This window comes from Sphingobacterium sp. UBA7631, from assembly GCF_002483935.1.
Lineage (GTDB): Bacteria > Bacteroidota > Bacteroidia > Sphingobacteriales > Sphingobacteriaceae > Sphingobacterium > Sphingobacterium multivorum.
This window is the reverse complement of record NZ_DLIX01000006.1, coordinates 71,773-95,928: the sequence shown is the minus strand read 5'-3', so window position 1 is coordinate 95,928 and position 24,156 is coordinate 71,773. Positions and strand designations below refer to the sequence as shown.

The 24,156-nt window shown below is 39.2% G+C and carries 21 protein-coding genes; 12 read left to right on the top strand and 9 right to left on the bottom strand.

The window, feature by feature from the left end; all coding sequences use genetic code 11:
* The first annotated feature begins 102 nt into the window (after window positions 1-102).
* On the top strand, window positions 103-1,452 hold the full coding sequence (gene purB, locus B3P16_RS10820; RefSeq protein ID WP_070563043.1) for an adenylosuccinate lyase: 1,350 nt from the start codon (window positions 103-105) through the stop codon (window positions 1,450-1,452).
* A 72-nt stretch (window positions 1,453-1,524) separates the two neighbouring features.
* The gene (locus tag B3P16_RS10815) at window positions 1,525-2,079 is read left to right on the top strand and encodes a NifU family protein (protein ID WP_070563046.1); all 555 of its coding nucleotides are present in this window, start codon (window positions 1,525-1,527) and stop codon (window positions 2,077-2,079) included.
* A gap of 124 nt (window positions 2,080-2,203) precedes the next feature.
* Here B3P16_RS10815 and B3P16_RS10810 read toward each other — a convergent pair whose 3' ends face one another.
* A complete protein-coding gene (locus B3P16_RS10810; RefSeq protein ID WP_286842922.1) occupies window positions 2,204-4,621 on the bottom strand; it encodes a glycoside hydrolase family 3 N-terminal domain-containing protein in 2,418 nt (805 codons plus the stop codon).
* Window positions 4,622-4,791: 170 nt separating this feature from the next.
* Between B3P16_RS10810 and B3P16_RS10805 the strand changes: the two genes are divergently transcribed.
* From B3P16_RS10805 to B3P16_RS10775, 7 genes are all read left to right on the top strand, one after another.
* Window positions 4,792-5,640, top strand: a complete 849-nt coding sequence (locus B3P16_RS10805) for a transketolase (RefSeq protein ID WP_070563052.1) — start codon at window positions 4,792-4,794, stop codon at window positions 5,638-5,640.
* Between the two features lies 1 nt (window position 5,641).
* Window positions 5,642-6,595 carry a transketolase family protein gene (locus B3P16_RS10800; protein WP_046671842.1) on the top strand — a complete coding sequence of 318 codons (954 nt, stop codon included), beginning with the start codon at window positions 5,642-5,644 and terminating at the stop codon, window positions 6,593-6,595.
* A gap of 21 nt (window positions 6,596-6,616) precedes the next feature.
* A complete protein-coding gene (locus tag B3P16_RS10795) occupies window positions 6,617-7,162 on the top strand; it encodes an RNA polymerase sigma factor (RefSeq protein WP_046671841.1) in 546 nt (181 codons plus the stop codon).
* Between the two features lie 33 nt (window positions 7,163-7,195).
* The gene (locus B3P16_RS10790) at window positions 7,196-8,152 is read left to right on the top strand and encodes a hypothetical protein (RefSeq protein ID WP_286842920.1); all 957 of its coding nucleotides are present in this window, start codon (window positions 7,196-7,198) and stop codon (window positions 8,150-8,152) included.
* The gene (locus B3P16_RS10785) at window positions 8,152-8,571 is read left to right on the top strand and encodes a hypothetical protein (RefSeq protein ID WP_231585177.1); all 420 of its coding nucleotides are present in this window, start codon (window positions 8,152-8,154) and stop codon (window positions 8,569-8,571) included. The genes B3P16_RS10790 and B3P16_RS10785 overlap by 1 nt, the downstream gene beginning before the upstream one ends.
* Before the next feature lie 61 nt (window positions 8,572-8,632).
* The gene (locus B3P16_RS10780) at window positions 8,633-9,820 is read left to right on the top strand and encodes an aspartate aminotransferase family protein (RefSeq protein WP_112375506.1); all 1,188 of its coding nucleotides are present in this window, start codon (window positions 8,633-8,635) and stop codon (window positions 9,818-9,820) included.
* A 34-nt stretch (window positions 9,821-9,854) separates the two neighbouring features.
* Window positions 9,855-10,616, top strand: a complete 762-nt coding sequence (locus B3P16_RS10775; RefSeq protein WP_115046669.1) for an SGNH/GDSL hydrolase family protein — start codon at window positions 9,855-9,857, stop codon at window positions 10,614-10,616.
* Window positions 10,617-10,685: 69 nt separating this feature from the next.
* Here B3P16_RS10775 and B3P16_RS10770 read toward each other — a convergent pair whose 3' ends face one another.
* Both B3P16_RS10770 and B3P16_RS10765 read right to left on the bottom strand, forming a co-directional pair.
* Entirely contained in the window at window positions 10,686-11,882 is a 1,197-nt protein-coding gene (locus B3P16_RS10770; protein ID WP_286753110.1) for an MFS transporter, read from the bottom strand.
* A gap of 65 nt (window positions 11,883-11,947) precedes the next feature.
* Window positions 11,948-13,135 (bottom strand): class I SAM-dependent rRNA methyltransferase, encoded by a 1,188-nt coding sequence (locus B3P16_RS10765; protein WP_286770020.1) that lies wholly within the window; start codon window positions 13,133-13,135, stop codon window positions 11,948-11,950.
* A 226-nt stretch (window positions 13,136-13,361) separates the two neighbouring features.
* Here B3P16_RS10765 and B3P16_RS10760 point away from each other — a divergent pair, with 226 nt between their 5' ends.
* Window positions 13,362-14,135, top strand: coding sequence for a hypothetical protein (locus tag B3P16_RS10760; RefSeq protein WP_286770021.1), 774 nt, complete (start codon window positions 13,362-13,364; stop codon window positions 14,133-14,135).
* Window positions 14,136-14,150: 15 nt separating this feature from the next.
* Here B3P16_RS10760 and thrC read toward each other — a convergent pair whose 3' ends face one another.
* The 3 genes from thrC to thrA form a co-directional block, all read right to left on the bottom strand.
* Entirely contained in the window at window positions 14,151-15,458 is a 1,308-nt protein-coding gene (gene thrC / locus B3P16_RS10755; RefSeq protein WP_286842916.1) for a threonine synthase, read from the bottom strand.
* Window positions 15,459-15,610: 152 nt separating this feature from the next.
* Window positions 15,611-16,549: a homoserine kinase gene (locus B3P16_RS10750; protein ID WP_046672011.1), complete on the bottom strand. Its 939-nt coding sequence runs from the start codon at window positions 16,547-16,549 to the stop codon at window positions 15,611-15,613.
* An 87-nt stretch (window positions 16,550-16,636) separates the two neighbouring features.
* Entirely contained in the window at window positions 16,637-19,084 is a 2,448-nt protein-coding gene (gene thrA, locus B3P16_RS10745) for a bifunctional aspartate kinase/homoserine dehydrogenase I (protein WP_286842914.1), read from the bottom strand.
* A 536-nt stretch (window positions 19,085-19,620) separates the two neighbouring features.
* On the opposite strand from thrA, the gene B3P16_RS10740 reads away from it, so the two are divergent.
* Together B3P16_RS10740 and B3P16_RS10735 are read left to right on the top strand one after the other, a co-directional pair.
* Window positions 19,621-20,202, top strand: coding sequence for a C40 family peptidase (locus B3P16_RS10740; protein WP_046671999.1), 582 nt, complete (start codon window positions 19,621-19,623; stop codon window positions 20,200-20,202).
* Between the two features lie 105 nt (window positions 20,203-20,307).
* Entirely contained in the window at window positions 20,308-20,820 is a 513-nt protein-coding gene (locus B3P16_RS10735) for a phosphoribosyltransferase family protein (protein ID WP_070563077.1), read from the top strand.
* A 9-nt stretch (window positions 20,821-20,829) separates the two neighbouring features.
* Here B3P16_RS10735 and B3P16_RS10730 read toward each other — a convergent pair whose 3' ends face one another.
* The 3 genes from B3P16_RS10730 to B3P16_RS10720 form a co-directional block, all read right to left on the bottom strand.
* On the bottom strand, window positions 20,830-22,296 hold the full coding sequence (locus tag B3P16_RS10730; protein WP_286753109.1) for a LysM peptidoglycan-binding domain-containing protein: 1,467 nt from the start codon (window positions 22,294-22,296) through the stop codon (window positions 20,830-20,832).
* A gap of 183 nt (window positions 22,297-22,479) precedes the next feature.
* Window positions 22,480-22,677 (bottom strand): twin-arginine translocase TatA/TatE family subunit, encoded by a 198-nt coding sequence (gene tatA / locus B3P16_RS10725; RefSeq protein ID WP_046671996.1) that lies wholly within the window; start codon window positions 22,675-22,677, stop codon window positions 22,480-22,482.
* A gap of 93 nt (window positions 22,678-22,770) precedes the next feature.
* Window positions 22,771-24,075 carry a murein hydrolase activator EnvC family protein gene (locus tag B3P16_RS10720; RefSeq protein WP_286770024.1) on the bottom strand — a complete coding sequence of 435 codons (1,305 nt, stop codon included), beginning with the start codon at window positions 24,073-24,075 and terminating at the stop codon, window positions 22,771-22,773.
* Between the last annotated feature and the right edge of the window lie 81 nt (window positions 24,076-24,156).

Genomic DNA, 24,156 nt, shown 5'->3' with positions numbered 1-24,156 from the left:
TATAGAAAGCTTCCTTCAGCAAGGAGGCTTTTTTTATATCTACACCAATTAAATTGCTAAGCTCCAAGCATTTTTTTACCTTTGCCAAAAATCATTCAATCTATGGCTTTATCATCTTTAACAGCAGTTACGCCTATTGACGGACGCTATTACAATAATACTAATGAACTTTCAGCATTTTTTTCCGAATTTGCCTTAATAAAATATCGTGTACGCGTAGAAGTCGAATATTTTATTGCATTAAGCGAGTCTGGTATCGCTCAATTGCAACAGTTTGACAAAACACTAAATGAAAAATTAAGGGATATCTATAGGAATTTTTCTGAAGAAGATGCCATTTGGATCAAAAACACGGAGAAAGTTACGAACCATGATGTTAAAGCTGTTGAGTATTTTCTAAAAGATCAATTTGAAAAATTAGGATTACAGGACTACCTTGAATTTATTCATTTTGGTTTGACTTCACAAGATATCAATAACACAGCCATTCCACTTTCCTGGAAAGAAGCAATTAAAGAGAGCTATACACCTGCAATCGAAGAATTGCTTCATGAATTGAAATCTTTGGCAACTTCGTGGTCAGAGATCCCGATGTTGGCACGTACCCATGGACAGCCAGCATCTCCAACTCGTTTGGGCAAAGAGTTCTATGTTTTCATTGAACGTATTGAACGTCAATTGCAACTATTACAGCAAGTACCGTATTCAGCTAAATTTGGTGGAGCGACTGGTAATTTTAATGCGCATCACGTTGCATATCCAGCGACAAATTGGATCGATTTTGGAAATAATTTCGTCAACAATATCTTGGGTTTAGACCGTTCACAAACGACCACGCAAATTGAGCACTACGATAACTTTGCGGCAAGTTGTGACGCCTTAAAACGGATCAACAATATTGTCATCGATTTATGCCGTGACATTTGGACATATATTTCGATGGAATATTTTAAACAAAAAATTACTGCCGGTCAAATCGGTTCTTCGGCTATGCCACATAAAGTCAACCCGATAGACTTTGAAAATGCAGAAGGAAATTTAGGTATTGCAAATGCAATTTTCGAGCACCTTGCAGCGAAGTTACCTGTTTCCCGTCTTCAACGGGATTTAACAGATTCTACGGTATTACGTAATATTGGTGTTCCATTTGCACATACCCTAATTGCTATTAAATCAACTTTGAGAGGGTTACGCAAATTGATCTTAAACGAACAGGCATTAGCCAATGATCTTGAAAATAATTGGGCTGTTGTTGCGGAGGCACTACAAACTATACTAAGAAGGGAAGGTTATCCTAAGCCGTATGAAGCTTTAAAAGACCTAACACGTACCAACACACATGTTACGAAAGAAACGATAGCGACATTTGTTGATAATCTAAATGTGTCAGCGGAAGTTAAGGCGGAACTAAAAGCAATCAGTCCTTCGAACTACACAGGTATTACTTTATAAGCTTTTACTTATAGATGACCTTAAGAAAGCTTCTTTTGACCTATATTTGCTTGGAATAAAAATAGATAATACATGGCTACGATTAACGTATATACAGAGTCTACACCCAATCCTTCTACAATGAAGTTCTTGGTCAACAAATTGTTGATCAACGGTAGTGTAGATTATCCAAATAAAGAAGCAGCACAAGATTCACCGTTTGCACTTGAATTATTCAAATTTAACTTTGTCAATGGGGTATTTTTTGCAAGTAACTTCGTGACCATTACCAAAACTGAAGATGCGGAATGGGAAGACATTGAAGCTTTGCTAAAAGACTTTGTAAAAGGTGCTGTAGAGTCTGAACTTGCTGTAAAAACGGTACACCACGATACAGAGGTTAATTTTGAAGGTACTGAAACTGAAGTGAAGATACAACAAGTATTACATGATTATGTGAGACCTGCTGTTGAACAAGATGGTGGAGCAATCCATTATAAATCCTTCAACGAAGGTATTGTGACAGTTGAACTAAAAGGTTCTTGCAGTGGTTGTCCATCCTCGACAATCACATTAAAAGCAGGAATTGAGGGATTGTTGAAACGCATGGTTCCAGAAGTGACTGAAGTAGTGGCAGAGGCCATGTAATCACAGCTATTCGATACAATAAAAAAAGGATTCAGTAGTTAATTTTGCTGAATCCTTTTTTTTATCCCCTAAGTCCTAAGGAAGGACTGCCATCCGTCATCTATTTGGTCTGGCAATTTTAATCCTAATTGACCACTTCAAATGAATCCTTAAGCGGAAGATTAACAGAAGAATTACCGATAAATAGTTCAAATTTGCCAGGTTCAACTGTCCAGTTATTGTGCTGATCCAAAAGTTCCAGGTGGGCAGGTAGTATTGTAAACCGTATAGTCCTTTTCTCCCCTGGATTAAGTTCAATTTTTTCAAACCCACGCAAATCCATCTCATATGTCGTTACCGAAGACAGCACATCTTTGATATAAAGCTGAACAACTTCGGCGCCTTTCCTCTTCCCTATGTTTTCAATATCAACCGTAACTGTAAGGGAATCCGTTGGTCTGATCTGTTTCTTCGTGAGTTGTAAATTTGAAAAACTAAAATCTGTGTAGCTTAATCCATATCCAAAAGGGTATAAAAAGCCAACAACCCGACTATTTCCCCACCCATTGGGTCCGACCCCGGGTTGCCCCGCCTGTGCAGCGGGCTTGGTCGGAAAATTCATTTCAACCTGTCCTACAGACTTTGGAAATGAAATGGGCAATTTTCCACTAGGGCTATACCCTCCAAACAGCATTTCGGCAAGAACATTTCCCGACTGATTACTAAGAAACCAACTCTCCACAATTGCAGGTAGATACTTATTTTCCCAATTGACAGTAAGTGGACGACCATTGACAAGTACCAGCACAATAGGTTTACCTGTTTCTTTCAATTTCATTAAATAGTCGCGTTGCTTGCCTGGCAAATTTAGATCTGACCTCGATCGACTTTCACCGACTTCCCGTTCCGACTCGCCCATTACTGCTATGATTAGGTCTGATTCTTTACCGAGACGGACACCTTCGGCCATCTTTTCCAGCTCCTCACCGGACAAGTCTGTTGGAATAATCTCACTCTCAGGCCAGTTTTTATCCACGACATCTACCCCTTTTGCATAATCAACCCGAAGTGCCTTTGTTTTTCCATAGTTTATAATCCCATCTTTGATGGTTGTGATTGGGTTATTGGATGGCCCGTATCGACTTGTCGTATAATTTGTTGCTTCTGCCATTGGTCCCGTAACCAAAATTCGTTTGTATTTATTCACGTCTATTGGAAGAAGATTCTGTTCATTTTTCAACAGAACAATAGACTCCTTATTCATTTGAAGTGATACTTCTTCATCTGCGGGGGTATGCACCTTTTTATCGGCTATCGCTATATCTTCTCTCAATGGATGATCAAATAATCCCAATTTAAATTTCACCGTCAGGACTTCGCGAACCCGCTGATCCAATATTTTGGTATCCAGCCCCCCTTCCTCTATTAGTTCCATTAACGGTGTTAGATAGGTACTCGGTGGATCAAAATTTGTCCGCACATTCAAACCCGCCTCCAATGCCTGTTTAATAGCCTCTTTATAGTTTGCAGCAACATGGTGTTTGTTGTAAATAAACTCTAGGGCCTCGCTATCAGAAACTACATATCCTTCAAACCCATATTCTTTGCGGAGTAAGTCCTGCAAAAAATAACTACTGGCAGATACCGGCACGCCATCATAATCATTATAACTACTCATGACTCCTAAAGGTTTGGCTTCCTTTATGACCCTTTTAAATGGATAGAGGTGAAGCGAATGCATCTCACGAAAGCCAACATGCGGATCCGTTCGTGCATTGCCATCTCTCCCCCCTTTGGGCACAGAATAGACCGCATAATGTTTCAATGTGGATGCGACGCCATTTTTTTGAATCCCCAAAACAACTTGTTTTCCCATTTCGGCAATATGAAACGGATCTTCTCCATAGGTTTCAACCACTCTTCCCCATCGTGGATCTCTAGAAACGTCAAGAATAGGCGTATAAACATTTGTATAGCCAAGATACTTGGCTTCCCTACCAATTATATCACCAGCTTTACGTACCAGCGCAGTATTCCATGTACTTCCAATATTGATTGGTGCCGGCAAGGAGGTAGCCCGATCATGGTTGAGTCCATGAATTCCTTCATTGGTAAAATCAACCGGAATACCAAGTCGTGTATTTTCCACAAACCATCGTTGAACATTATTTAAGGCTTGAGCGTGGCGGCTGAAGGGATACGAAAATGAACTTTTTGCCGACTTATTATAAGCTAAGCTATTCAACATTTCGTCAATATTGGCCAAGCCGTATTTCCAAATCTCTTTGTCCCAAGCGGCAGTGGGCTGTTCATCCTTCAAAACCCGCCCATAACCGTAAAGTGTGACAGTCTGATTGGCCTTTTCTTGAACAGTCATTTGGCGCAACAAATCTTCCACGCGACTGGCTATTTTCTGATTGGGGTCTTCATAAATATCCTTTTTTCCATTTTTGTTAAAATCGATCCAATCCTTATGATAAATGTTGCTGTGCTGGGCAGAAGAATGCAAATATAGGACTGAGAGCGCTGAAATAAAAACGCAGCTTTTGAGTTGATTAAGCATTATGCTGAAAATTGTTGGTTTTATAAAGTGAAGCAAGGTACAAAAAAAATAAAAATCTGCAGGCCAAATACATTGTCAGTCTGGAATAAGTCAATATAAATTCATTTTTTAACAAGCATCTAGCTTAAAAATAGTTAACTTTACGACCAATTGTGAAACCAACAAAAAAAATGAGTGCAGATATTAACAAACTAGAACAAATTGCATCACAGGTAAGACGTGATATCGTACGTATGGTACACGCTTGTCAATCAGGACACCCAGGTGGTTCGTTAGGTTGTACAGATTACTTTGTGGCGCTTTATTTCAATGCAATGAAACGCAATCCTTCCTTTGACATGGATGGAAAAGGAGAAGATTTATTCTTCCTGTCAAACGGACATATCTCTCCTGTATTTTACAGTACATTGGCACGTGCGGGATATTTTGAAGTGAGCGAATTAGCAACGTTCAGAAAAATCAATTCCAGACTTCAAGGTCACCCAACAACACACGAAGGCCTTCCAGGTATTCGTATTGCTTCGGGATCATTGGGACAAGGATTATCTGTTGCAATTGGAGCCGCACAGGCAAAAAAATTGAATAAAGACAATAATCTAGTTTATGTATTAATGGGTGATGGAGAATTGCAGGAGGGCCAAGTTTGGGAAGCTGCAATGTACGCGCCACACAACAAGATTGACAATTTAATTGCTACTGTTGACTATAACAAAGCACAAATTGACGGATCTACAGATCAAGTATTATCTCTTGGGGATCTTCGTGCAAAATGGGAAGCATTTGGCTGGGATGTGATGGAAATTGCTAAAGGCAATGATATGAATGCTGTTGTTGCAGGTTTAGCAGAAGCTAAGTCACGCACAGGAAAAGGTAAACCAGTCATTATTCTGATGCATACTGAAATGGGTAACGGTGTTGATTTTATGATGGGTTCTCATAAATGGCATGGTGTTGCTCCAAATGACGAACAATTGGCGTCGGCATTGAATCAGCTTACAGAAACTTTAGGAGATTACTAGAATGAAAAAATATACTTATACAGAGTCAAAAGATACACGTTCAGGATTTGGTGCGGGATTACTAGAAGCAGGAAAGCAAGATGAGAATGTAGTTGCATTATGTGCTGATTTAATTGGTTCGTTAAAAATGAACGATTTTATCAAAGAATTTCCAGAACGTTTTTTCCAAATCGGTATCGCGGAAGCTAATATGATGGGAATTGCTGCCGGACTTACGATCGGTGGTAAAATACCATTCACTGGTACATTCGCAAATTTCTCAACAGGACGTGTTTATGATCAGATTCGCCAATCGATTGCATACTCGGACAAAAATGTAAAAATTGCAGCGTCGCATGCTGGCCTAACCTTAGGTGAAGATGGTGCAACTCACCAAATCTTAGAAGATATCGGCTTGATGAAAATGTTGCCAGGAATGACAGTGATCAATCCTTGTGATTTCAATCAAACAAAAGCCGCTACGATTGCAGCAGCAAAATATGAGGGACCAGTTTATTTGCGTTTTGGCCGTCCCGTAGTTCCTAACTTCACTCCTGCTGATCAAGAATTTGTGATTGGTAAGGCGGTATTATTAAATGAAGGAACGGATGTTACGATCATTGCTACAGGTCATTTAGTATGGGAAGCTATCCAAGCTGGCGAGAAATTAGCTGAGTTGGGTATCAACGCTGAGATTATCAATATCCATACCATCAAACCTTTGGATGAAGAAGCTATTTTAAAATCTGTTGCGAAAACCAAATGTGTCGTAACGGCAGAAGAGCATAATCGTCTTGGCGGTTTGGGTGATAGCGTTGCTCAAGTGTTAACAAGAGAGTTACCTACTCCACAAGAGTACGTTGCCGTAAATGATAGTTTTGGAGAATCAGGTACTCCTGCTCAATTGATGGAAAAATACGGTTTGAATGCTGCGGCTATTGTGGCTGCGGTTCAAAAAGTAATCAAAAGAAAATAACAAAACTACGCAAGTCAATATATGGATGACGCTTTAATTATAGCAAAATTCGCCGAAGAGAGTACGCGAGAAGAAGCTTTCCGTTTATTGTTGAAGAAATATCAACAGAAGATTTATTGGCATGTGCGAAGAATGGTCATCGATCATGACGATGCGGACGATGTTGTTCAAGATATCTTTGTCAAAGTATGGAAAAACCTTGGGAATTTCCGTGAAGACTCACAATTATACACTTGGCTTTATCGTATCGCAACAAATGAATGTATTACCTTCTTAAATAAGAAAAAGCAAAAGCAGAACGTGTCGTTGGATGACGACACGACTGCTTATTTGGCAGAAACGCTTGCTGATGGCAATTATTTTAACGGTGATAAAGCTCAAATGAAATTACAACAGGCTTTGTTGACTTTGCCAGAAAAGCAAAAATTGGTCTTCAATATGAAATATTTTGAAGATATGAAATACGAAGAAATTTCAGAAGTACTCGGAACAAGTGTCGGAGCGCTTAAAGCCTCTTATCATTTAGCTGTCAAAAAAATAGAGGCATTTTTTAACAACAACGATTAAACCTTTTAGCGAAATTAGGTTCTAACAGATACTATGAAGGAAAATGGCACATATCATGATGGGCTGGAGCCTACAAATCTTCCAGCATCGTTGCGTGAAAATCCATTTGGCTTACCTGAAAATTATTTCAGTGATTTAGAATCAAAAATAATTACGCAAGTCAAATTGGTTGAATGCAAGGAAGAATCCATCTTTGAGGTTCCAGAAGGATATTTTAATAGCTTATCTGACGCCATAATGTGTAAGGTTGCGGAAGATAGTTTAAAAAATCAGGTTACTACAGACGGCTTTGAAATTCCTGAAAATTATGCTTCTGAACTATCTTCAACTATCTTCAACCGAATTTTAGAAGGCAAATTAAAAGAAACGATTGCATCGGATGGCTTTACCATGCCTTCCGCTTATAATCAAACCCTTGAAGACTCCATCTTCGCCCGTTTAGCGGCGGAGAAATTGAAGGAAACAGTTCCGACAGATGGTTTTACAGCTCCTGTTGGCTACGAAGAAATAGTTGAATCGACAATTTTTGCTCGTATTGCTGAAGTAAAACTAAAAGAAACGATTGTGACTGCAGGTTTTGATGTACCACAACATTATTTTGAGATTCTTTCGGACAGCATCATTGATCGTGTTCAAATGCTTGAAAAGGATAATACACCGATCCGTCAGATTGGGAAACCTAAAAAATGGTACGCTCGTTATGCGGTTGCGGCATCCTTTGCGGCTATGTTGAGTATAGGCGGATATTGGGGTTATCAATATCAACAGCAAAATACGACTCCTGTAGAAGCTGTTGCAGAAGAGCAGTTAAGCCAGCATTTGTCAGAAATTCCTAAGCAGGAAATCATTAATTACCTTGCGGAGTCGGCTTCTGGTGACGATATGATCTATATGGCCCAGTATACTGACGAAGCAAATCTCCCTACTAAGGGATTTGGAAGTAATATATCTAAACAAGAAATAGAAGATTATCTAAATTATACCTTATAATGATGTTCAATAAAAAATACATATGGATAACATTGTTCTTTAGTATATTTTCTATTGCCTTGGGCTTTGCGCAAGACAAAAATCGATTTCAAGCTATAGAAAATGAAAAAATAGCTTACATTACTAAAGAACTGGATTTAACTCCGAGAGAGGCTCAGCAATTCTTCCCGCTCTATAATGAGTACAGCCAAACGCTTTGGGATATCAGGAAAGAAAAATTGAATGGTGCTCCAAAAAATAGTTTTAGAGGTGGCTCCAGAGACGTCTTACAGTATGATGCTAAAGAAGTGGAGATCAAAAAAGAATATCGGGCCAAATTTGCCAAAGTTATTGGCAATGCGCGAGCATCGCAATTTTTTGAAGTAGAACAGGAATTCAGGGAACATCTATACAAATCCCTGCAGAATAGAAGAAAATAATCTCGAAAATAAAAAAGAAGTCTTGAAGACTTCTTTTTTATTTTCGGACATTTGTAAGATCATGTTAAGCAACAGAGAATTATTTTTAATGAATACCGCTCAAACATCTAGCTCACCTAGATTGGTTGAAGTAGTTAAGGCTGAAGGTGTCTACCTTTATGGCCCAAATGGAGAAGAATACATGGATTTGGTCTCTGGCTTCAATGTCAGCAATATAGGCCATCGTCACCCGAAGGTTTTGGAAGCTATAAAATCACAATTGGACCAGTACCTACATGTCACCGTTTATGGTGAATTTGTGCAGGCCCCACAGGTGCAATTTGCTACAGAATTATTAGCAGAACTTCCTCCTAATTTTCAATCGGTTTACCTCACCAACAGTGGAACGGAAGCCGTAGAGGGATCAATGAAAATAGCAAAGAAATATACCGGTCGCAGGCAGATTATCGCTGCAAAAAAGGCGTACCACGGCAGTACACAAGGCGCGCTCAGTCTTATCGGAAACGATGCGTACCGTAAAGCGTATGCCCCCCTCCTTCCCGAAATAGATTTTATCGAGTTTAATGATCTGGACGATCTAACAAAGATTACGGAACAAACTGCTGCTGTCATCCTCGAAGCTATTCAGGGGGAAGCGGGTGTCCGAGTCCCGGATATCGCTTACATGCAAGCCGTCAGAAAACGCTGTAATGAAACAGGTACCCTACTGATCTTTGATGAAATCCAAACTGGTTTTGGCCGCACAGGCCGTCTCTTTGCTTTTGAGCATTTTGCTATCGTCCCAGATATCCTGATGCTTGCCAAAGGAATCGGTGGTGGCATGCCCCTAGGCGCATTTGTTGCAGCCAAAGAAGTGATGGATGTTATTAAGGATAATCCCATGCTTGGGCATATCACGACTTTTGGGGGCCACCCCGTAAGTTGTGCCGCAGCACGGGCTTCACTGGCTGTTATCAAGGAAGAAAAATTGGTAGAACAGGTCGAGCGAAAATCGCTTTTATTTAAAGAAAAACTCCGACACCCTGCAATTAAAGAAATTCGAGGATTAGGTCTTATGATGTGTCTGCAATTGGATTCCTTTGATCAGGTTTACAACGTGAGTAAGTATTGTGCTGAAAACGGGGTTATGATCGATTGGTATCTGCATTGTGAAACAGCACTGCGTGTCGCTCCTCCATTGACTATTACAGATTTGGAAATTGAAAAAGCGTGTAACATCATTATAAAAGGTTTGGAAAAGTATGCTTAAAGTATGTAACTTTAAACATAACAAAAACCTAATAATGAACACAAACCGCAGATCATTTATCAAAAAAAGCATTATTGGTTCCGGTCTATTGACTGGTGCCAATATACTGGGAAACGATGTATTCGCTCACGAATCCACCGCCAGTTCCTCAAAAATCAGTTTAAATAACGACGACATCATTTTATTTCAGGGCGATTCCATTACGGATGTGGGCCGAGATAGAAACAATAGAAATGCCAATGATACCGCAGCACTTGGACATGGTTATGCTCTATTGGCTGCCAGCCAGCTCTTAAATAAATATTCGGCAAAAAAACTAAAGGTATATAATACAGGTATTAGTGGAAATCGTGTGCCCGATCTTCAAAAGCGCTGGCAGGAGGATACACTGGCAATTAAACCCACTGTATTGAGTATTTTGATCGGTGTGAACGATTTCTGGCGAACAATCGACCGCGGAGCACAGACAACGGTTGAGGAGTATAAATCCCAATACCAACAGTTACTACAGGAGACATTACAAAAGCTTCCAAACGTCAAATTGATCATTGGAGAACCTTTTGCAGTAAAGGGCGTAGGTCACATTACTGAAGCGTGGTATCCAAAATTTTTGGCCTACCAAGAATCCGCTCGTGAGGTCGCCAAAGAATTTGGCGCAATTCTAATTCCCTATCAAAAAATATTCGACAATGCCCAAAAGAATGCTCCTGGTGCCTACTGGGCAGCAGATGGTGTACACCCTACCCTTGCCGGCGCACAGATGATGGCCTCAGCCTGGATGGACTGCATCAAATAATAACAAAAAAGAGCGGATATTTTATTGAAATCCGCTCTTTCTTGTTTAACATGCGCCTATATGCCAAATCTAGATTTCTTTGTAAGGTGTTTTTTGTAGATTGGGAAGAAAATAAGCCACAATACCCATCAATGGCAGGTAGGAACATAGGTGATAAATAAACTCGATGGACGTATGATCTGCCTGCCAGCCAAGTACAGCGGATCCAATCCCTCCCATTCCAAATGCAAAGCCGTAAAATAAACCTGAAACCATGCCCAACTTCTTAGGCAATAGTTCTTGTGCATAAACAATAATTGCTGGAAAAGCTGATGATAAAATCAATCCAATAATCACGATTAGTATTCCCGTCATCGTAAGTCCGACATAGGGTAATGCTAATGCAAATGGTGCAACGCCCAAGACGGAGAACCAAATGACATATTTGCGACCAAATCGGTCCCCGAATACTCCGCCCAGTAATGTTCCCACCGCAACAGCTATCAGAAAATAAAATAGATAGACTTGTGCTTCCACTTCATTAATCCCAAATTTCTTGATGGTATAAAACTGGAAATAGTTTGTAATACTTGCTATATAGAAGTATTTTGAAACAATCAGTAAGAGGAGTATAACAACGGTCACGACGATTCGGCTATTGGGTAGATCAGGCACGCGTATTGTTTTCTTCGTTGATTTGGCAAAGCTTTGAAGTCTCTTTTTATACCAACTACCAATATAATAAGATATAAATTGGCCAAGAATCGTAAATAAGCACATCCAGGCGATCGCCTGCTGCCCTCTCGGTAATACCAAAAAAGCGACAATGATTGGGGCCATTGCGGTCCCTGCATTTCCTCCAATCTGAAAAATAGATTGTGCCATACTTCTTCTCCCTCCCGATGCCATATAAGCTACACGAGAAGATTCAGGGTGAAAGATTGAAGAACCAATCCCGACCAGAAAAACAGAAAATAAGATCCATTCATAACTATGTGCTTTCGAAAACAAAAGCATACCGAGAAGGGAAAAAGACATCCCAATGATCTGAGAGTATGGTACAGGATGTTTGTCCGTAAATGAGCCTACAACGGGCTGGAATATTGAAGCTGCTATCTGATAAACCATTGTAATCATCCCAACCTGAGAAAAGCTTAGATGATGCTCTTCTTTGAGCAAGGGATAGGTTGCCGGTATCACTCCCTGAATCATATCGTTCAAAAGATGCACCATGCTCACGGCAAACAAAATAGAAAAAATAGGTCTACTCGTCTTCTCTTGTATCATGACGTTGTTCAAAAATTAAAAAGGTTGATTTGTTAAAATCAACCTAAACTATCTTCATATAATAATTACAATACGCGCACCAACAATCCTTTCAGATACTCGCCTTCTGGGAACGATGCCCGGACAGGATGATCTTCAGGCTGATGAAATTGTCTGATAAACTGAATTTCCTTACCGGCATCCAGTGCAGCCCAAGCGAGCACTTGTTTGAACGTATCCATGTCCATCGCACCTGAGCAAGAAAATGTCGCTAATAAACCACCACTATTTAACAACATCAATCCGCGGCGATTGAGGTCTTTATACGCCCTTGACGCTCTTTCCAATGCAGATCGAGAGGGTGCATATTTCGGCGGATCCAAGACAATAAGATCAAATTTTTCCCCTTCATCAATGAATTTACGCAATTGCTTGTTTACATCAGACAATATTGCGCTATGTCGACTAGGTTCAAAACCATTTTCAATGATATTCTTTTCCAGGGTTTCAATAGCAAGTGCAGAACTATCTACAGATATGACTTCTGCCGCCCCACTTTTCAAGCTATTTAACGTAAAACCACCGGAATAGCAAAAACAATCTAGGACGCGTTTATTTGAAACGTAATTGGCCGTCAGCTGGCGATTTTCACGTTGGTCGCAATAAAATCCCGATTTTTGTCCATCAATAATGTTCACCTTATAATGAATGCCATTTTCGATAACGTCGACAAATTCAGATGGAAGTTCTCCAAACAAAAGCCCATTGGTATCAGGTAAACCTTCATGTTCGCGAGATTTCAGATCACTACGCTCATAAATTCCTTTGGGTTGCAGCAAAGCATTCAATTCATCGATAATAACTGATTTGACTTTTTCCACCCCAACTGAATGAACCTGAATGGATATAAAATCCGCGTATTTGTCTGCAATAAGTCCAGGAAGAAAATCTGCTTCAGCAAAGATTAAACGAACCGTATTGGTGACACCTTCTTGCAACAGATGCTGTCTTGCTGCTACAGCCTTCTGAACGCGTGCACGCCACCAATCTGCATCAATCTGTGCTTGAGGGTTCCATTCCAATAAACGAATGGCTACACGCGAGCTATTGTGAAATAGACCATAGGCAATAAATTCACGTTCAGCATTGTAAACGCCAACAACTTCGCCATCTTCAATCTTATCGGACAATGATTTAATTGCTCCAGAAAATACCCAAGGATGCAATTGCCAGGCAGCTTTATCCTTACCCTTATTCAAATAAACTGATTTCATTGTTGCAAAATTAACGTATTAATTGTAAAACCCTGCTTCTTTATTTGTCAAAAAATAAATGAAACAATTATTCTTGTATATTTACAAAATGAATTTAAAACACTTATTATTAACCACAACATTTATTTGTTCGCTTTTTTCGTGTAAAAAATCAGATTCTGAACTCACAATTAAAAATGAGGAAGATCTTGAGCTTGTCGAGTTGTCTAGATTTGAAAAAACAGAAATGAAAGTCAGCCAAGCAATTAAAGCTGAGCCATATTTTATGGTCGGCTATGGATATGATGCAAAAGAAAACCTACTTTTTGTCAATAAGGGGCTACGTGCAAAAATCATTGATACCGAAAAATTAAAGGAATCTTCCTATATTTCTAGAACAACGGGCTTTTCAAGTGGTGGTGCATTTAGCGAAGATATTAATAAGGAGGGACTATTGAGAAGTCTGAGAATACAATTTGATCATTACGGGGAGCAACTCGTTACAACGGAAACAGATGCATTGGCACGCATTCCCTCGGACCAGAAAATGCAACTAACCAACTATTATTCTGAAGGATTTCAATACAGCATGCTTTTCTTTGCAGTAAAAGATCCGAAATTTCAAAATCAAGACTTCATTAATTTTGTTCAGAACAACAGTTCAGAACTTATTGTAAAAAAGTATGGCACACATCTCATTTTGAGCTGCACCAAAGGGGCGTCCGTAAATCTTATAAAATACCTGGATAAAAAAACTGTGCTTGATGACAAAGTCATAAAAGATTGGAAAATTGTAGCGTTTGTTTCAGGTGCCAATCTCCGATTATTTGATATGCACCCGATAAAAAATACCATTGATGTCAGTGCATGGTTAAGTTCATTGACGGAAGAAAATGGAGATTTCATAAGATTTGGGCGAGAGCAACCTATCCCCATCTATGACTTAATCTTAGATAAGGATAAAAAACTTGAATTAAAGAACTATATCGATGCCTATCTTGGTATAAAAAAGGGCTCCTAAAGGAGCCCTCGGTGTTTAGTTATGGTTGATTAAATATTTTTTGAAGGCTTCAAAATCAACTTTTAAAGGTTCCGCTAATTTTTCTTTTCCTTGCAATCTTTCTGCACCGGCAGGCAACACTATTTTTCCAAATACATCTGCTGCTATTGCGTCAGGGAATTTGCAGGGATGTGCTGTCGATAAGAAAACCGAAGCGTAATGACCTGGATGCTCCTTTGCATAAGCACGAGCGCCAAGCCAGGCGATTGCTGTATGCGGACAGGCGATATAGTTCGATTCTTCATATAATTTTTGCATTCCTTCTTTTGTTTCTTCATCTGTAAATGTATAAGAAGAGAGCATATTTTTTAATTCCTCCACATTTCCGCCAAAAAGATCCTGTATACGCACCCAGTTGCTGGGATTCCCAACATCCATGGCATTGCTTAAGGTTTGAACAGAAGGCAATGGTTCATATTTGCCGGAAGAAAGGAATCGAGGAACGGTATCATTGACGTTTGTTGCAGCTACAAAATGCTTCACTGGAAGTCCCATTTTATAGGCCAATAAACCAGCCCCGATATTACCAAAATTACCACTCGGCACCGTAAACACGGTCTCATTGATTCCTTGTGACTTCAATTGTGCATACGCATAAAAATAATAAAATGTCTGTGGGATCAGCCGTGCTATATTGATTGAATTAGCGGAGGTCAAACGCAATACAGCATTGAGTTCTGCATCACTAAAAGCTTGCTTTACTAATGCCTGACAATCATCAAAAGTTCCTTCAACTTCAATAGCACGAATATTTTGTCCATTGGTGGTCAATTGTAGTTCCTGAACTTCCGAGACTTTACCTTTAGGATATAAGATCGTCACACGTGTTCCTTCTACGCCCAAAAAGCCCAATGCAACAGCTCCTCCTGTATCGCCTGACGTCGCAACAAGCACGTCCAGTAATTTATCGTCAGTCTTTGAAAAATAGCCCATAACTCTGCTCATAAACCGAGCTCCGAAATCTTTAAAAGCATAAGACGGCCCATGAAATAGTTCGAGCACAGCCGTGCTGTCGGTCAAGAATCTTACAGGAGCATCAAAATTGATGGCATCGTTCACAATCTGTTTTAAATCGCCTTTGGGAATATCTTTTCCCAATAGTGTAGAAGCTACTTCGAAAGCAATCTCCTGCAAGGAATACTGTTGAATATTCTTAATGAATAGCGGGTCCAATTGTGGAATCTCTTCAGGCATATACAATCCTTTGTCTGCAGGGAGAGAATTGAAGACCGCATCTTTAAAGGAGACTTCTAATGTTTTATTATTTGTACTATAAAATTTCATATGTAAATAATTTTGTCAAGGCCATATAAAATATCCTGTTATTTTGATTCGTATTCACTTTAGAATGCGGATATTTCATTTTATTATCTTTTCTGAGCCAATTATCAATTGACCTGAGATTTATAAACCTCGTTTCTGTCCGTAAATAATTTTTAATCTAAAACCCTGGGTCCTTCGACATTGACACGGGAAACATAGCCAAAACTGTCAATTTCATTTTCTTTGAGATGAGTTTGAATTTTGTCGGCGATATCCTTTGCTATTTTTTCGTCCCGTGTTATTGCAACGACAGAGGGGCCTGAGCCAGAAATACCAAAACTCAAGGCACCATTTTTCAAAGCAATCTCCTTCATTTCATAAAACTGGGGAATTAAAATTGCACGTGTTGGTTCAATGAGGATATCTTTCATGCTTCGTGCAATGAGATCGTAATCTTCTTTGAACAATGCAGCGACCAATCCCGCGATATTTCCCCATTGTGTCACGGCGTCTTTCAACAGCACTTTATCCTTTATGAGTTGTCTTGCGTCACGTGTGGGAACATCGACCTGTGGAAAAACCACTGCTGCTACGAGTTCTTTTGGGGAAGGGATAGAAATAACATCCAAAGGTTCATTTCCCCGGATTAATGTGATGCCTCCATAAAGCGCTGGAGCAACATTATCGGCGTGGCCTGTACCGCAAGCCAAACGCTCACCTTCAACACAAAATGGTAATAATTCTTCTTTTGTCAAAGGGTTTCCGAGCATGGTATTGATGGCAAAAAGCCCAGCTACGGTGCTTGCTGCGCTGGAACCTAGTCCAGATCCAATTGGCATATGTTTATGCAATTCGATTTCGACACCTACCTTTGATGAGATATTCAGGGCTTGTAATAGATATTGCACACAGGCAGATACGGTGTTCTTACCGGGATCGAGCGGCAGTCTTCCATCGTCTCCAGTTATTTCCCGAATCGTTACTCCAGGTTGTTGCGTACGTCGCATCACCACCTCATCACCGGGTTGCTCAACAGCAAAACCCAATATATCAAAACCGCAGATCATATTTGCGACAGTTGCAGGTGCAAAAACACGAACTTCCGACAGCATGCTGTCTAAATTTATCACCTTATCTTTCAGATACTCCACATTTAAATTATTGGCCATCACGTAATTTTTATTTTCCTTGAATAGTTTTTATGCTCCGACATTTACCAAATCTGCAAATACACCGGCAGCTGTCACCTCAGCTCCCGCACCAGGACCTTTTACGACAAGGGGACGTTCTTTATAACGCTCTGTTGTAAACGATATAATGTTATCGCTGCCTGATAAAGCATAAAAAGGATGGTTTTCATCAACAAACTGAATCGCAATGGATACCTTTCCATTTTCCAATTTCCCGATGTAGCGGATTACTTTATTTTCATTGGCTGCTTTCTTCTTCATTGCTTCGAAATATTCATTTTCCTGTTGCAATTCTGTATAAAAAGAATCTACTGTATCTGCTTTCAAACATGCTGGAGGTAATATTGCACCGAGGTCTACATCTTCGGCCTCAACAGCATACCCCGCATCTCTCGCCAGGATGAGCATTTTACGCATAAAATCTACACCACCTAAATCATCCCTTGGATCTGGCTCGGTGTATCCCAGCTCCTGAGCCTGTTTGACGATATCATAAAAAGAAGCATCTGCTTTAAAATTGTTGAAAATATACGAGATTGTCCCTGAAAGAATAGCCTCTATCTTCAGAATACGGTCACCGCTCAGCATCAAGTCTTTGAGCACCCTGACGATAGGCAATCCTGCACCTACATTTGTTTCATAAAAGAAATCTACACCGTGTCGATGAGCAGTATCGCGTAATGTTTTATATTGCTCGAATTTACCTGAATTCGCAATTTTATTGCAGGTGACGATTGAAATATTGGATTTAAAGATATCTTCGTAGTAGGTTGCAGGTAATTTGCTTGCAGTATTATCGATAAATACACAGTTCGGCAAATTCAGCGCTTTCATTCGATCTATAAACAATGCCAGGTCTGATTCAGTTCCATTTTTAGCAAGTTCATCCGACCAATTATTTAAATCAACACCTTCGGTATTGAAAAGCATTTTACGGCTATTGGAAATTCCAACAACTTTAATTTCGATATCATTTTTATCCAATAGGAAGTCATGTTGATTTTCCAATTGTTTAAATAAAGTTGCACCAATGTTACCGGTACCGATATTAAATACATGCAGCGTTTTCTTTAGCTCTGCAAAAAACGCATCATGTACGGCATTAAGTGCCTTCGCTAAATCTTCTTTACCAATAATTACAGATATATTGTATTCGGATGATCCCTGTGCAATAGCACGGACGTTGATACCGTTGCGTCCTAATGCTGCAAATAACCGACCGGCCATGCCGGGAGTTTTTTTCATATTTTCACCAACGATAGCTAAGACCGACAGGTTTTCTTCGATCGCAGGAACGACCAGTTTATTTGCCTGGATTTCAAGCTCAAACTCCACTTCGATCAATTGTATAGCGCGTTTGGCATCCGATGGATTGACAGCAAATGTGATGCTGTGTTCGGAAGATGATTGCGTGATTAGCACAACATTGATCTGCTCTCGAGCCAATAGCGTAAAAAGCCGCCCGCTAAAACCCGATTTACCGATCATCCCTGATCCACTCAGGTTGATGACAGAAATATCCGAGATCGAAGAAATCCCCTTGATTGGCAGCGCAGTTTTTCCACTATCAAACTGAATCACTGTCCCTGAAAAATCAGGCTCAAAAGTATTTCGAATAACTATCGGTATTTTCTTTAAGAAAGCCGGAATCATCGTTGGAGGATAAATCACCTTAGCACCGAAGTAAGATAACTCCATTGCCTCTGTGTATGATAATACAGGCAAGGAAAACGCTTTCTTCACAATACGTGGATCGGCAGTTAACATCCCATTCACATCTGTCCAAATTTCAATGGCTGTTGCGTCCAGTATCGACCCGAAGATCGCTGCGGTATAATCTGATCCACCTCTTCCCAAGGTGGTAATACGTCCATTTTCATTACTTCCGATAAAACCGGTGACAAACAGTAGTTTATCACCATGCGTGATATACAATGATTTCACCAATTGCTCCGTTAGCATTTCATTTAAATATGCATTACCAAAATTTGAATCAGTTTTCACATAATGGGATGCATCTATAAATAGAGACTCGGGAATATATTGTTCCATCACCTTAGATACCATATAATTTGAGCAACGCTCACCGTAGCTAAGGATCAAATCTTTACTTTGATTACTCAGCTCCTTTAGTGCAGAAATTCCTTGCAGGAGATCTTCTATCTCATTAAAAAACAACTTTAGCTTTGTAAATACAGGATTTTGATATTTCACAGCCAAGAGCTCTTTGACAACCGTAAAATGCTTATCTTCCAAGGACTTTAGACCATCCGAAAAGGACTTTCCTTCGGCAGCGTCCTCCGCCAGTTGGGTAAGTAAGTTTGTTACACCTGACATAGCTGACAACACAACCAATGGTTTTTCCTTTGCATCGTAAGATTTTTTTACAATGCTTAAGACCGCCTTTAGACTTTCTACCGTCCCGACCGATGTGCCTCCAAATTTTAAAACTTTCATACTGTTTTATACTGTTTGTTTAGATTGATGATTTTTATGCTAAAAAAAGAAGCGCTTTCCTTTGTCGAGGAAAGCGCTTCTAAATATTGTGTCTACAATTATATACAACGAAACTACTTCCTCCTGAGTTTTATCCCGGTGGTAATAATAATCGATGTAATAATTGTATTTGTGTTCATTGCTTTTGCTTATGTTTTGTAAATATAGAACAAATATTATCACTTTACCAAAGAAAATTAATATTTTTTTTAAGATTCACAATGAGACATATAATCAAGTGGCATTCTGACATTAGGGGAGCGTTTTTTACTCGAACAGGTAGTCGAGGCACTGTAGTTGATCGTTGACAGAATTATTAAAGTACAATATGCCCAAATGGGCGTTATGAAGATGTTAAAATTGTTAAAATTTCGTTAAATACCTTAAAATAAATTTGACCCTAAACTGATATTGTATTATATTCGCAACAGTGCTGTCCAAAATAGATGACAGTGTTAAATTTTTAAAAGTTAAATGTTGTACAAAAAAGCGATTTAATGAAAACAAAGAAATTTATAGCGTCAATGCTATTTATCGGCTTATGTCTAGTGTCGCAGGCACAAACCAACAGAAACTCCAAACCAGAATCAGATCCTGATAATCTAGCGAAAGAATACTTTTCACAAATCATGGGAGTTGCAGTCTCAGCAACAACAAATACCAAACTTTATCAATTTGTTTACGAATGGTTGGGAACTCCATACCGCTTAGGAGGAGATTCAAAAAGAGGCATTGATTGTTCTAAATTTTCTTATGAATTATACGACAAAGTATTTAACACTTCGTTAGGATATAATAGCAGAAATCAATATTCTCAAGTCAAAACTGTCGAAAAAAATGAGCTAAAAGCAGGTGATTTGGTATTCTTCAAAATTAGAAGTAAAAGTATTACCCATGTAGGTGTTTATATCGGCGATAATAAGTTTGCACATGCCTCGTCCAGTAAAGGAGTTATGATTAGCAATTTAGATGAGCCATACTGGCGACGTTATTATTACAATGGTGGTCGTTTACCAGAAGATAATAGATCGCTTACAGCAGAAATATTAAAAGCGGAAAAAGATAATAAATTGAATTAATAAGATTGATTCAGTCTCGAAAAGTCCAAAGCGTTTAACTCGTTTTGGACTTTTTTTATACAATATAATATCCTATTTTTACCCCATAATCATTGGAATACTATTATGTCTTCAAAGAAAACGCTCATCTTAAATAAAGAACAAATAAAACAAAAATCTATTCGGATTGCCTATCAAATTTTGGAAGACAATTTTGAAGATGAAACACTTGTATTGGTAGGAATTGCTGACCGGGGTTATGTATTTGCACAACGCCTTCAGGCGATTTTACAGGAGATTTCAACGAAGGAAATCCTGCTGATTAAAGTTACTATGAAGAAAACGAGTAGATCGTTGAGTGCAAGCACAGACATACCTGTTGATATTGCAAAAGATAAGACCATCATCTTAGTCGATGATGTACTGAATAGTGGTAGAGCCTTAGCCTATGGACTAGGTGTATTCTTAAACGTTCCATTGAAGAAAATGAGAACGGCTGTATTAATTGATAGAAGCCACCATAAGTTCCCTATATTTAGTGACTACTATGGTACGAAGCTTTCAACGATATTAAGAGAACATGTTACCGTTACTCTTGAAGAATTTGACAAAGAAGAAGATGCAGCATGGTTAATTTAAACCATGCTGTTATTTTTTTGAGACTTTCAATTTCATCCCCGGTTTTATCCGGCTTCCATTTAAATCATTTTCACTTTTAAGTCGACCGACTGATGTGCCATTTTTATCTGCGATCTCAGATAATGTATCACCTTTCTTAACGACATAGTAAGCTGTACGCGTGGCGCTAGCGGCACGTTGTTGGTTTTTCTTTGAAGACCTTTCTGTGTTACGAGCTAATTTCGCATTGACGAAATCATCCTCCTTTTTTATCAGTAAGTTTTGTCCAGGGACAATCTGATTTCCACGCAGGTTATTCCAAGATTTTATATCCTGTACGGTTACTTCAAACTTGTCAGCAATGGAAGCGAATGTCTCACCAACTTTCACTTTATATTTCCCATTCTGTAAAGGCTCGCTTGGATTTTCTGTCTGACTAGGATTTGCCGAAGATATTGGCGTATTGAGCGCTGCATACAATTCCTCTGCGGCAATCTTTTTATCCAATACAGGTAAAACTAATCGCAATGGGGACTCTTCAGTGCCATTTAACACGTTTCTTTTAAAACTAGGATTCAATGCACGTAATGTCTCTTTTGACACCTGTAAAGCATCCGCTATTTGGTTCAATGAAATACGCTTATTGATATCCAATGCTTGAGTTCTCAGTGAAAGTTCGGTATCCGCAGCATTGATATCATTTTCGTCTGCGTATTTCATCGCATAGGTCATTGCGATGAACTTAGGGATATAGTTTTGGGTCTGTTGCGTTAGATATGGAGCGATATCCCAAAAAGTAGCATTCTCCTTTCCCGAACGTTGGATCGCACGGCTAACCGCTCCTTTACCGCCATTATAGGATGCTATCGCTAACAACCAATCGCCATATTCATCATAAGCTTCTTTTAGGATTTTTGCAATAGCATAGCTCGAAGCGATCGGATCCATACGTTGGTCGGTATAACTGTCCACCGTAAGATGATAAGTTTTGGCTTCATAATACATCAATTGCCATAATCCTGTTGCTCCGGCACTAGAGATATCACGTGGATTTAATGATGATTCGACTACACTTAGATATTTGAGTTCCCGCGGCACTCCTACTTCATCCATGATTTTATCAAACAATGGGAAATAGTATTGTCCTAGTCCCATCATCCTACACATATAGGGATTATAATTATCCGACGTGTATTTGGCAATCAGATCTTTCACTCGTGGTGAGTAGTCCAATGGAACCTCACGTTCTATTGCCTTTAATTTCCGTACAAGCTGTATATCTTCATCTGTAATTTCAGCATCATGCTGTCGGTTACTTCCGGAAGATTTTATACTGTCCAGGTACTGGTAAATCTCTTGTTTTTCTTTTTCGATGCTTTTTTGAAAGAAGGTATGGGCAGCTTCTTTCATACCTTCTACAGCGCTTTCTTGGGCCATGAGTGGTAGTACATAGCATACCCCTCCTAGTATTGAAATTAACGTCTGTTTTCCGATCATAAATTTACTGTTAAATCCGAGTTTGATTCATCTGCTGAAAAATCAACAATAATCTAAACGATTAGAAATGGATTTTAGTATAAAATGGTTTTCGTCCTATTTCGCTATAGGTCGCGTATAAAACAAAATACGATTTTGTTCTTCACAAAATCGTATCCATGCTATATGGGATCAAAACCTCCCTTATTTGTTATCTTCTACTTCAGATTTTTTTTCAGGTGAAGACTCATCTTTTTGGCCTTCTTTAAATTCCTTTACTCCTTTACCCAATCCGCGCATCAATTCAGGAATCTTCTTGCCACCAAATAATAGTAACAATATTACTACAATGACAATTAACTCTTGCCCCCCGATTCCCATGATTAATAATGATGTTGACATAACTATAATTTCTTGTTTTTCAATTCTTTTAAACTAAAACTTCTCTCTCTATTTACAAATGTAATGATAATTATTAAATATAGTAATTATTTCTTATCTCGCCAACCATGACATCGGATTCAGTGGTGTTGACCCTTGATAAACAGAGAAGTCAACCATTGGCACACCTGTATCGGAGTCCACATCCGCCGTTCCTATAGTTTGACCCGTGCTTACTTTTTGCCCTTTAGAAACACTTACACTTCCCATATTATTGTAGACAGTATAGTACTCACCATGTTTAATCATTATGATACGTTGACCATACATTGTTAAAACACTACTTACCTCTCCTGCGAAAACAGCTTTCACAGCCGCACCACTAGAAGTTTGTATTTTCACGGATATATGTTCCACATTGACATTTCTTCCGACACTTTCCCCTCCAAAATCTTGCATGATCTTCGCATTGGAAACAGGCCAAGGTAAACTACCGCGGTTAGATCTGAAGTCATTTGAAAGTTTAACTGCTTCTGGTGTACTACGGAGCACCTCAGATTCTGACATCTTCGAAGTACTCGTTTTTGTATTGTTCTTACCCTTTGTAGTTGATGTGGACTCATTCGCTTTGCGATTCCGTTCAGCAGCAGCTTCCGCAGCACGACGCGCCGCCTCAGCTCGTCGACGTTCAGCCTCAATTTCTCTTCTAATGATCTCCTTGATGGCCGCATTAATACGACGCTCCTCTTTTTGCTTTTGGGTAATATCTTTCTTCACGCCGCGCTCTGTAACAATCAATTCACTCAATTGTCCAGAATAAACAGATCGCTGTTGAGATATGGTTTTTTTCTCATTTTCCTGCTCTTTCATCAAGGCAACCTGTTTGTTTCGGTCCGCCTGCAATTGAGCAATTTTTTGTTCAATCTGTTTCTTTGTATTTTCGATATCGGCAGCTTTCAGCTTTCTAGAATCGTTAAACTGTTGTAAGTACTTAACCCGTCGGAACCCCTGATTAAAATCCTTGGATGCAAAAATAAACATCAATTTATTATAGGCATTCCGGTTTCTGAACGCAAACATCACCATCTTCTCATAGTCACGTTTCATCTTCTCCAATTCGGCCTTTAACTTATTTACGGCAGCGGTATTGGCATTGATATGTTTGTTAATTACAGCTACTTCCGAAGTAATGGTATTTATCTTCTGCTCGCGCAAATTAATCTGCTTACTCAATGCTGTCACTTGTTGTTGAGTAAGTGATTTTTCCTTTGCAATCTCTTTGACCGTATTCTGTAATTCAGCAATTTCACGATTGAGTTTCTCACGCTGTTTTTCAAGTTCAGCCCTAGTCTGCGCCGATGAAATCCCAATCATGAATAGGAAAGCAGCTATACCAAGTATTGTCTTTTTAAAGTTCATTTACAGTACTATTTTTTTGTGTTTGCCATCTTTCTATCCTATTAATTCACCCCATACTTTAGCAAACTAATTGCGAAAGTA

Coding starts and splice junctions, on each gene's coding strand:
- purB (WP_070563043.1), top strand. CDS start 103: ATGGCTTTATCATCTTTAACAGCAGTTACGCCTATTGACGGACGCTAT.
- B3P16_RS10815 (WP_070563046.1), top strand. CDS start 1,525: ATGGCTACGATTAACGTATATACAGAGTCTACACCCAATCCTTCTACA.
- B3P16_RS10810 (WP_286842922.1), bottom strand. CDS start 4,621: ATGCTTAATCAACTCAAAAGCTGCGTTTTTATTTCAGCGCTCTCAGTC.
- B3P16_RS10805 (WP_070563052.1), top strand. CDS start 4,792: ATGAGTGCAGATATTAACAAACTAGAACAAATTGCATCACAGGTAAGA.
- B3P16_RS10800 (WP_046671842.1), top strand. CDS start 5,642: ATGAAAAAATATACTTATACAGAGTCAAAAGATACACGTTCAGGATTT.
- B3P16_RS10795 (WP_046671841.1), top strand. CDS start 6,617: ATGGATGACGCTTTAATTATAGCAAAATTCGCCGAAGAGAGTACGCGA.
- B3P16_RS10790 (WP_286842920.1), top strand. CDS start 7,196: ATGAAGGAAAATGGCACATATCATGATGGGCTGGAGCCTACAAATCTT.
- B3P16_RS10785 (WP_231585177.1), top strand. CDS start 8,152: ATGATGTTCAATAAAAAATACATATGGATAACATTGTTCTTTAGTATA.
- B3P16_RS10780 (WP_112375506.1), top strand. CDS start 8,633: ATGTTAAGCAACAGAGAATTATTTTTAATGAATACCGCTCAAACATCT.
- B3P16_RS10775 (WP_115046669.1), top strand. CDS start 9,855: ATGAACACAAACCGCAGATCATTTATCAAAAAAAGCATTATTGGTTCC.
- B3P16_RS10770 (WP_286753110.1), bottom strand. CDS start 11,882: ATGATACAAGAGAAGACGAGTAGACCTATTTTTTCTATTTTGTTTGCC.
- B3P16_RS10765 (WP_286770020.1), bottom strand. CDS start 13,135: ATGAAATCAGTTTATTTGAATAAGGGTAAGGATAAAGCTGCCTGGCAA.
- B3P16_RS10760 (WP_286770021.1), top strand. CDS start 13,362: ATGAAAGTCAGCCAAGCAATTAAAGCTGAGCCATATTTTATGGTCGGC.
- thrC (WP_286842916.1), bottom strand. CDS start 15,458: ATGAAATTTTATAGTACAAATAATAAAACATTAGAAGTCTCCTTTAAA.
- B3P16_RS10750 (WP_046672011.1), bottom strand. CDS start 16,549: ATGCTGTCGGAAGTTCGTGTTTTTGCACCTGCAACTGTCGCAAATATG.
- thrA (WP_286842914.1), bottom strand. CDS start 19,084: ATGAAAGTTTTAAAATTTGGAGGCACATCGGTCGGGACGGTAGAAAGT.
- B3P16_RS10740 (WP_046671999.1), top strand. CDS start 19,621: ATGAAAACAAAGAAATTTATAGCGTCAATGCTATTTATCGGCTTATGT.
- B3P16_RS10735 (WP_070563077.1), top strand. CDS start 20,308: ATGTCTTCAAAGAAAACGCTCATCTTAAATAAAGAACAAATAAAACAA.
- B3P16_RS10730 (WP_286753109.1), bottom strand. CDS start 22,296: ATGATCGGAAAACAGACGTTAATTTCAATACTAGGAGGGGTATGCTAT.
- tatA (WP_046671996.1), bottom strand. CDS start 22,677: ATGTCAACATCATTATTAATCATGGGAATCGGGGGGCAAGAGTTAATT.
- B3P16_RS10720 (WP_286770024.1), bottom strand. CDS start 24,075: ATGAACTTTAAAAAGACAATACTTGGTATAGCTGCTTTCCTATTCATG.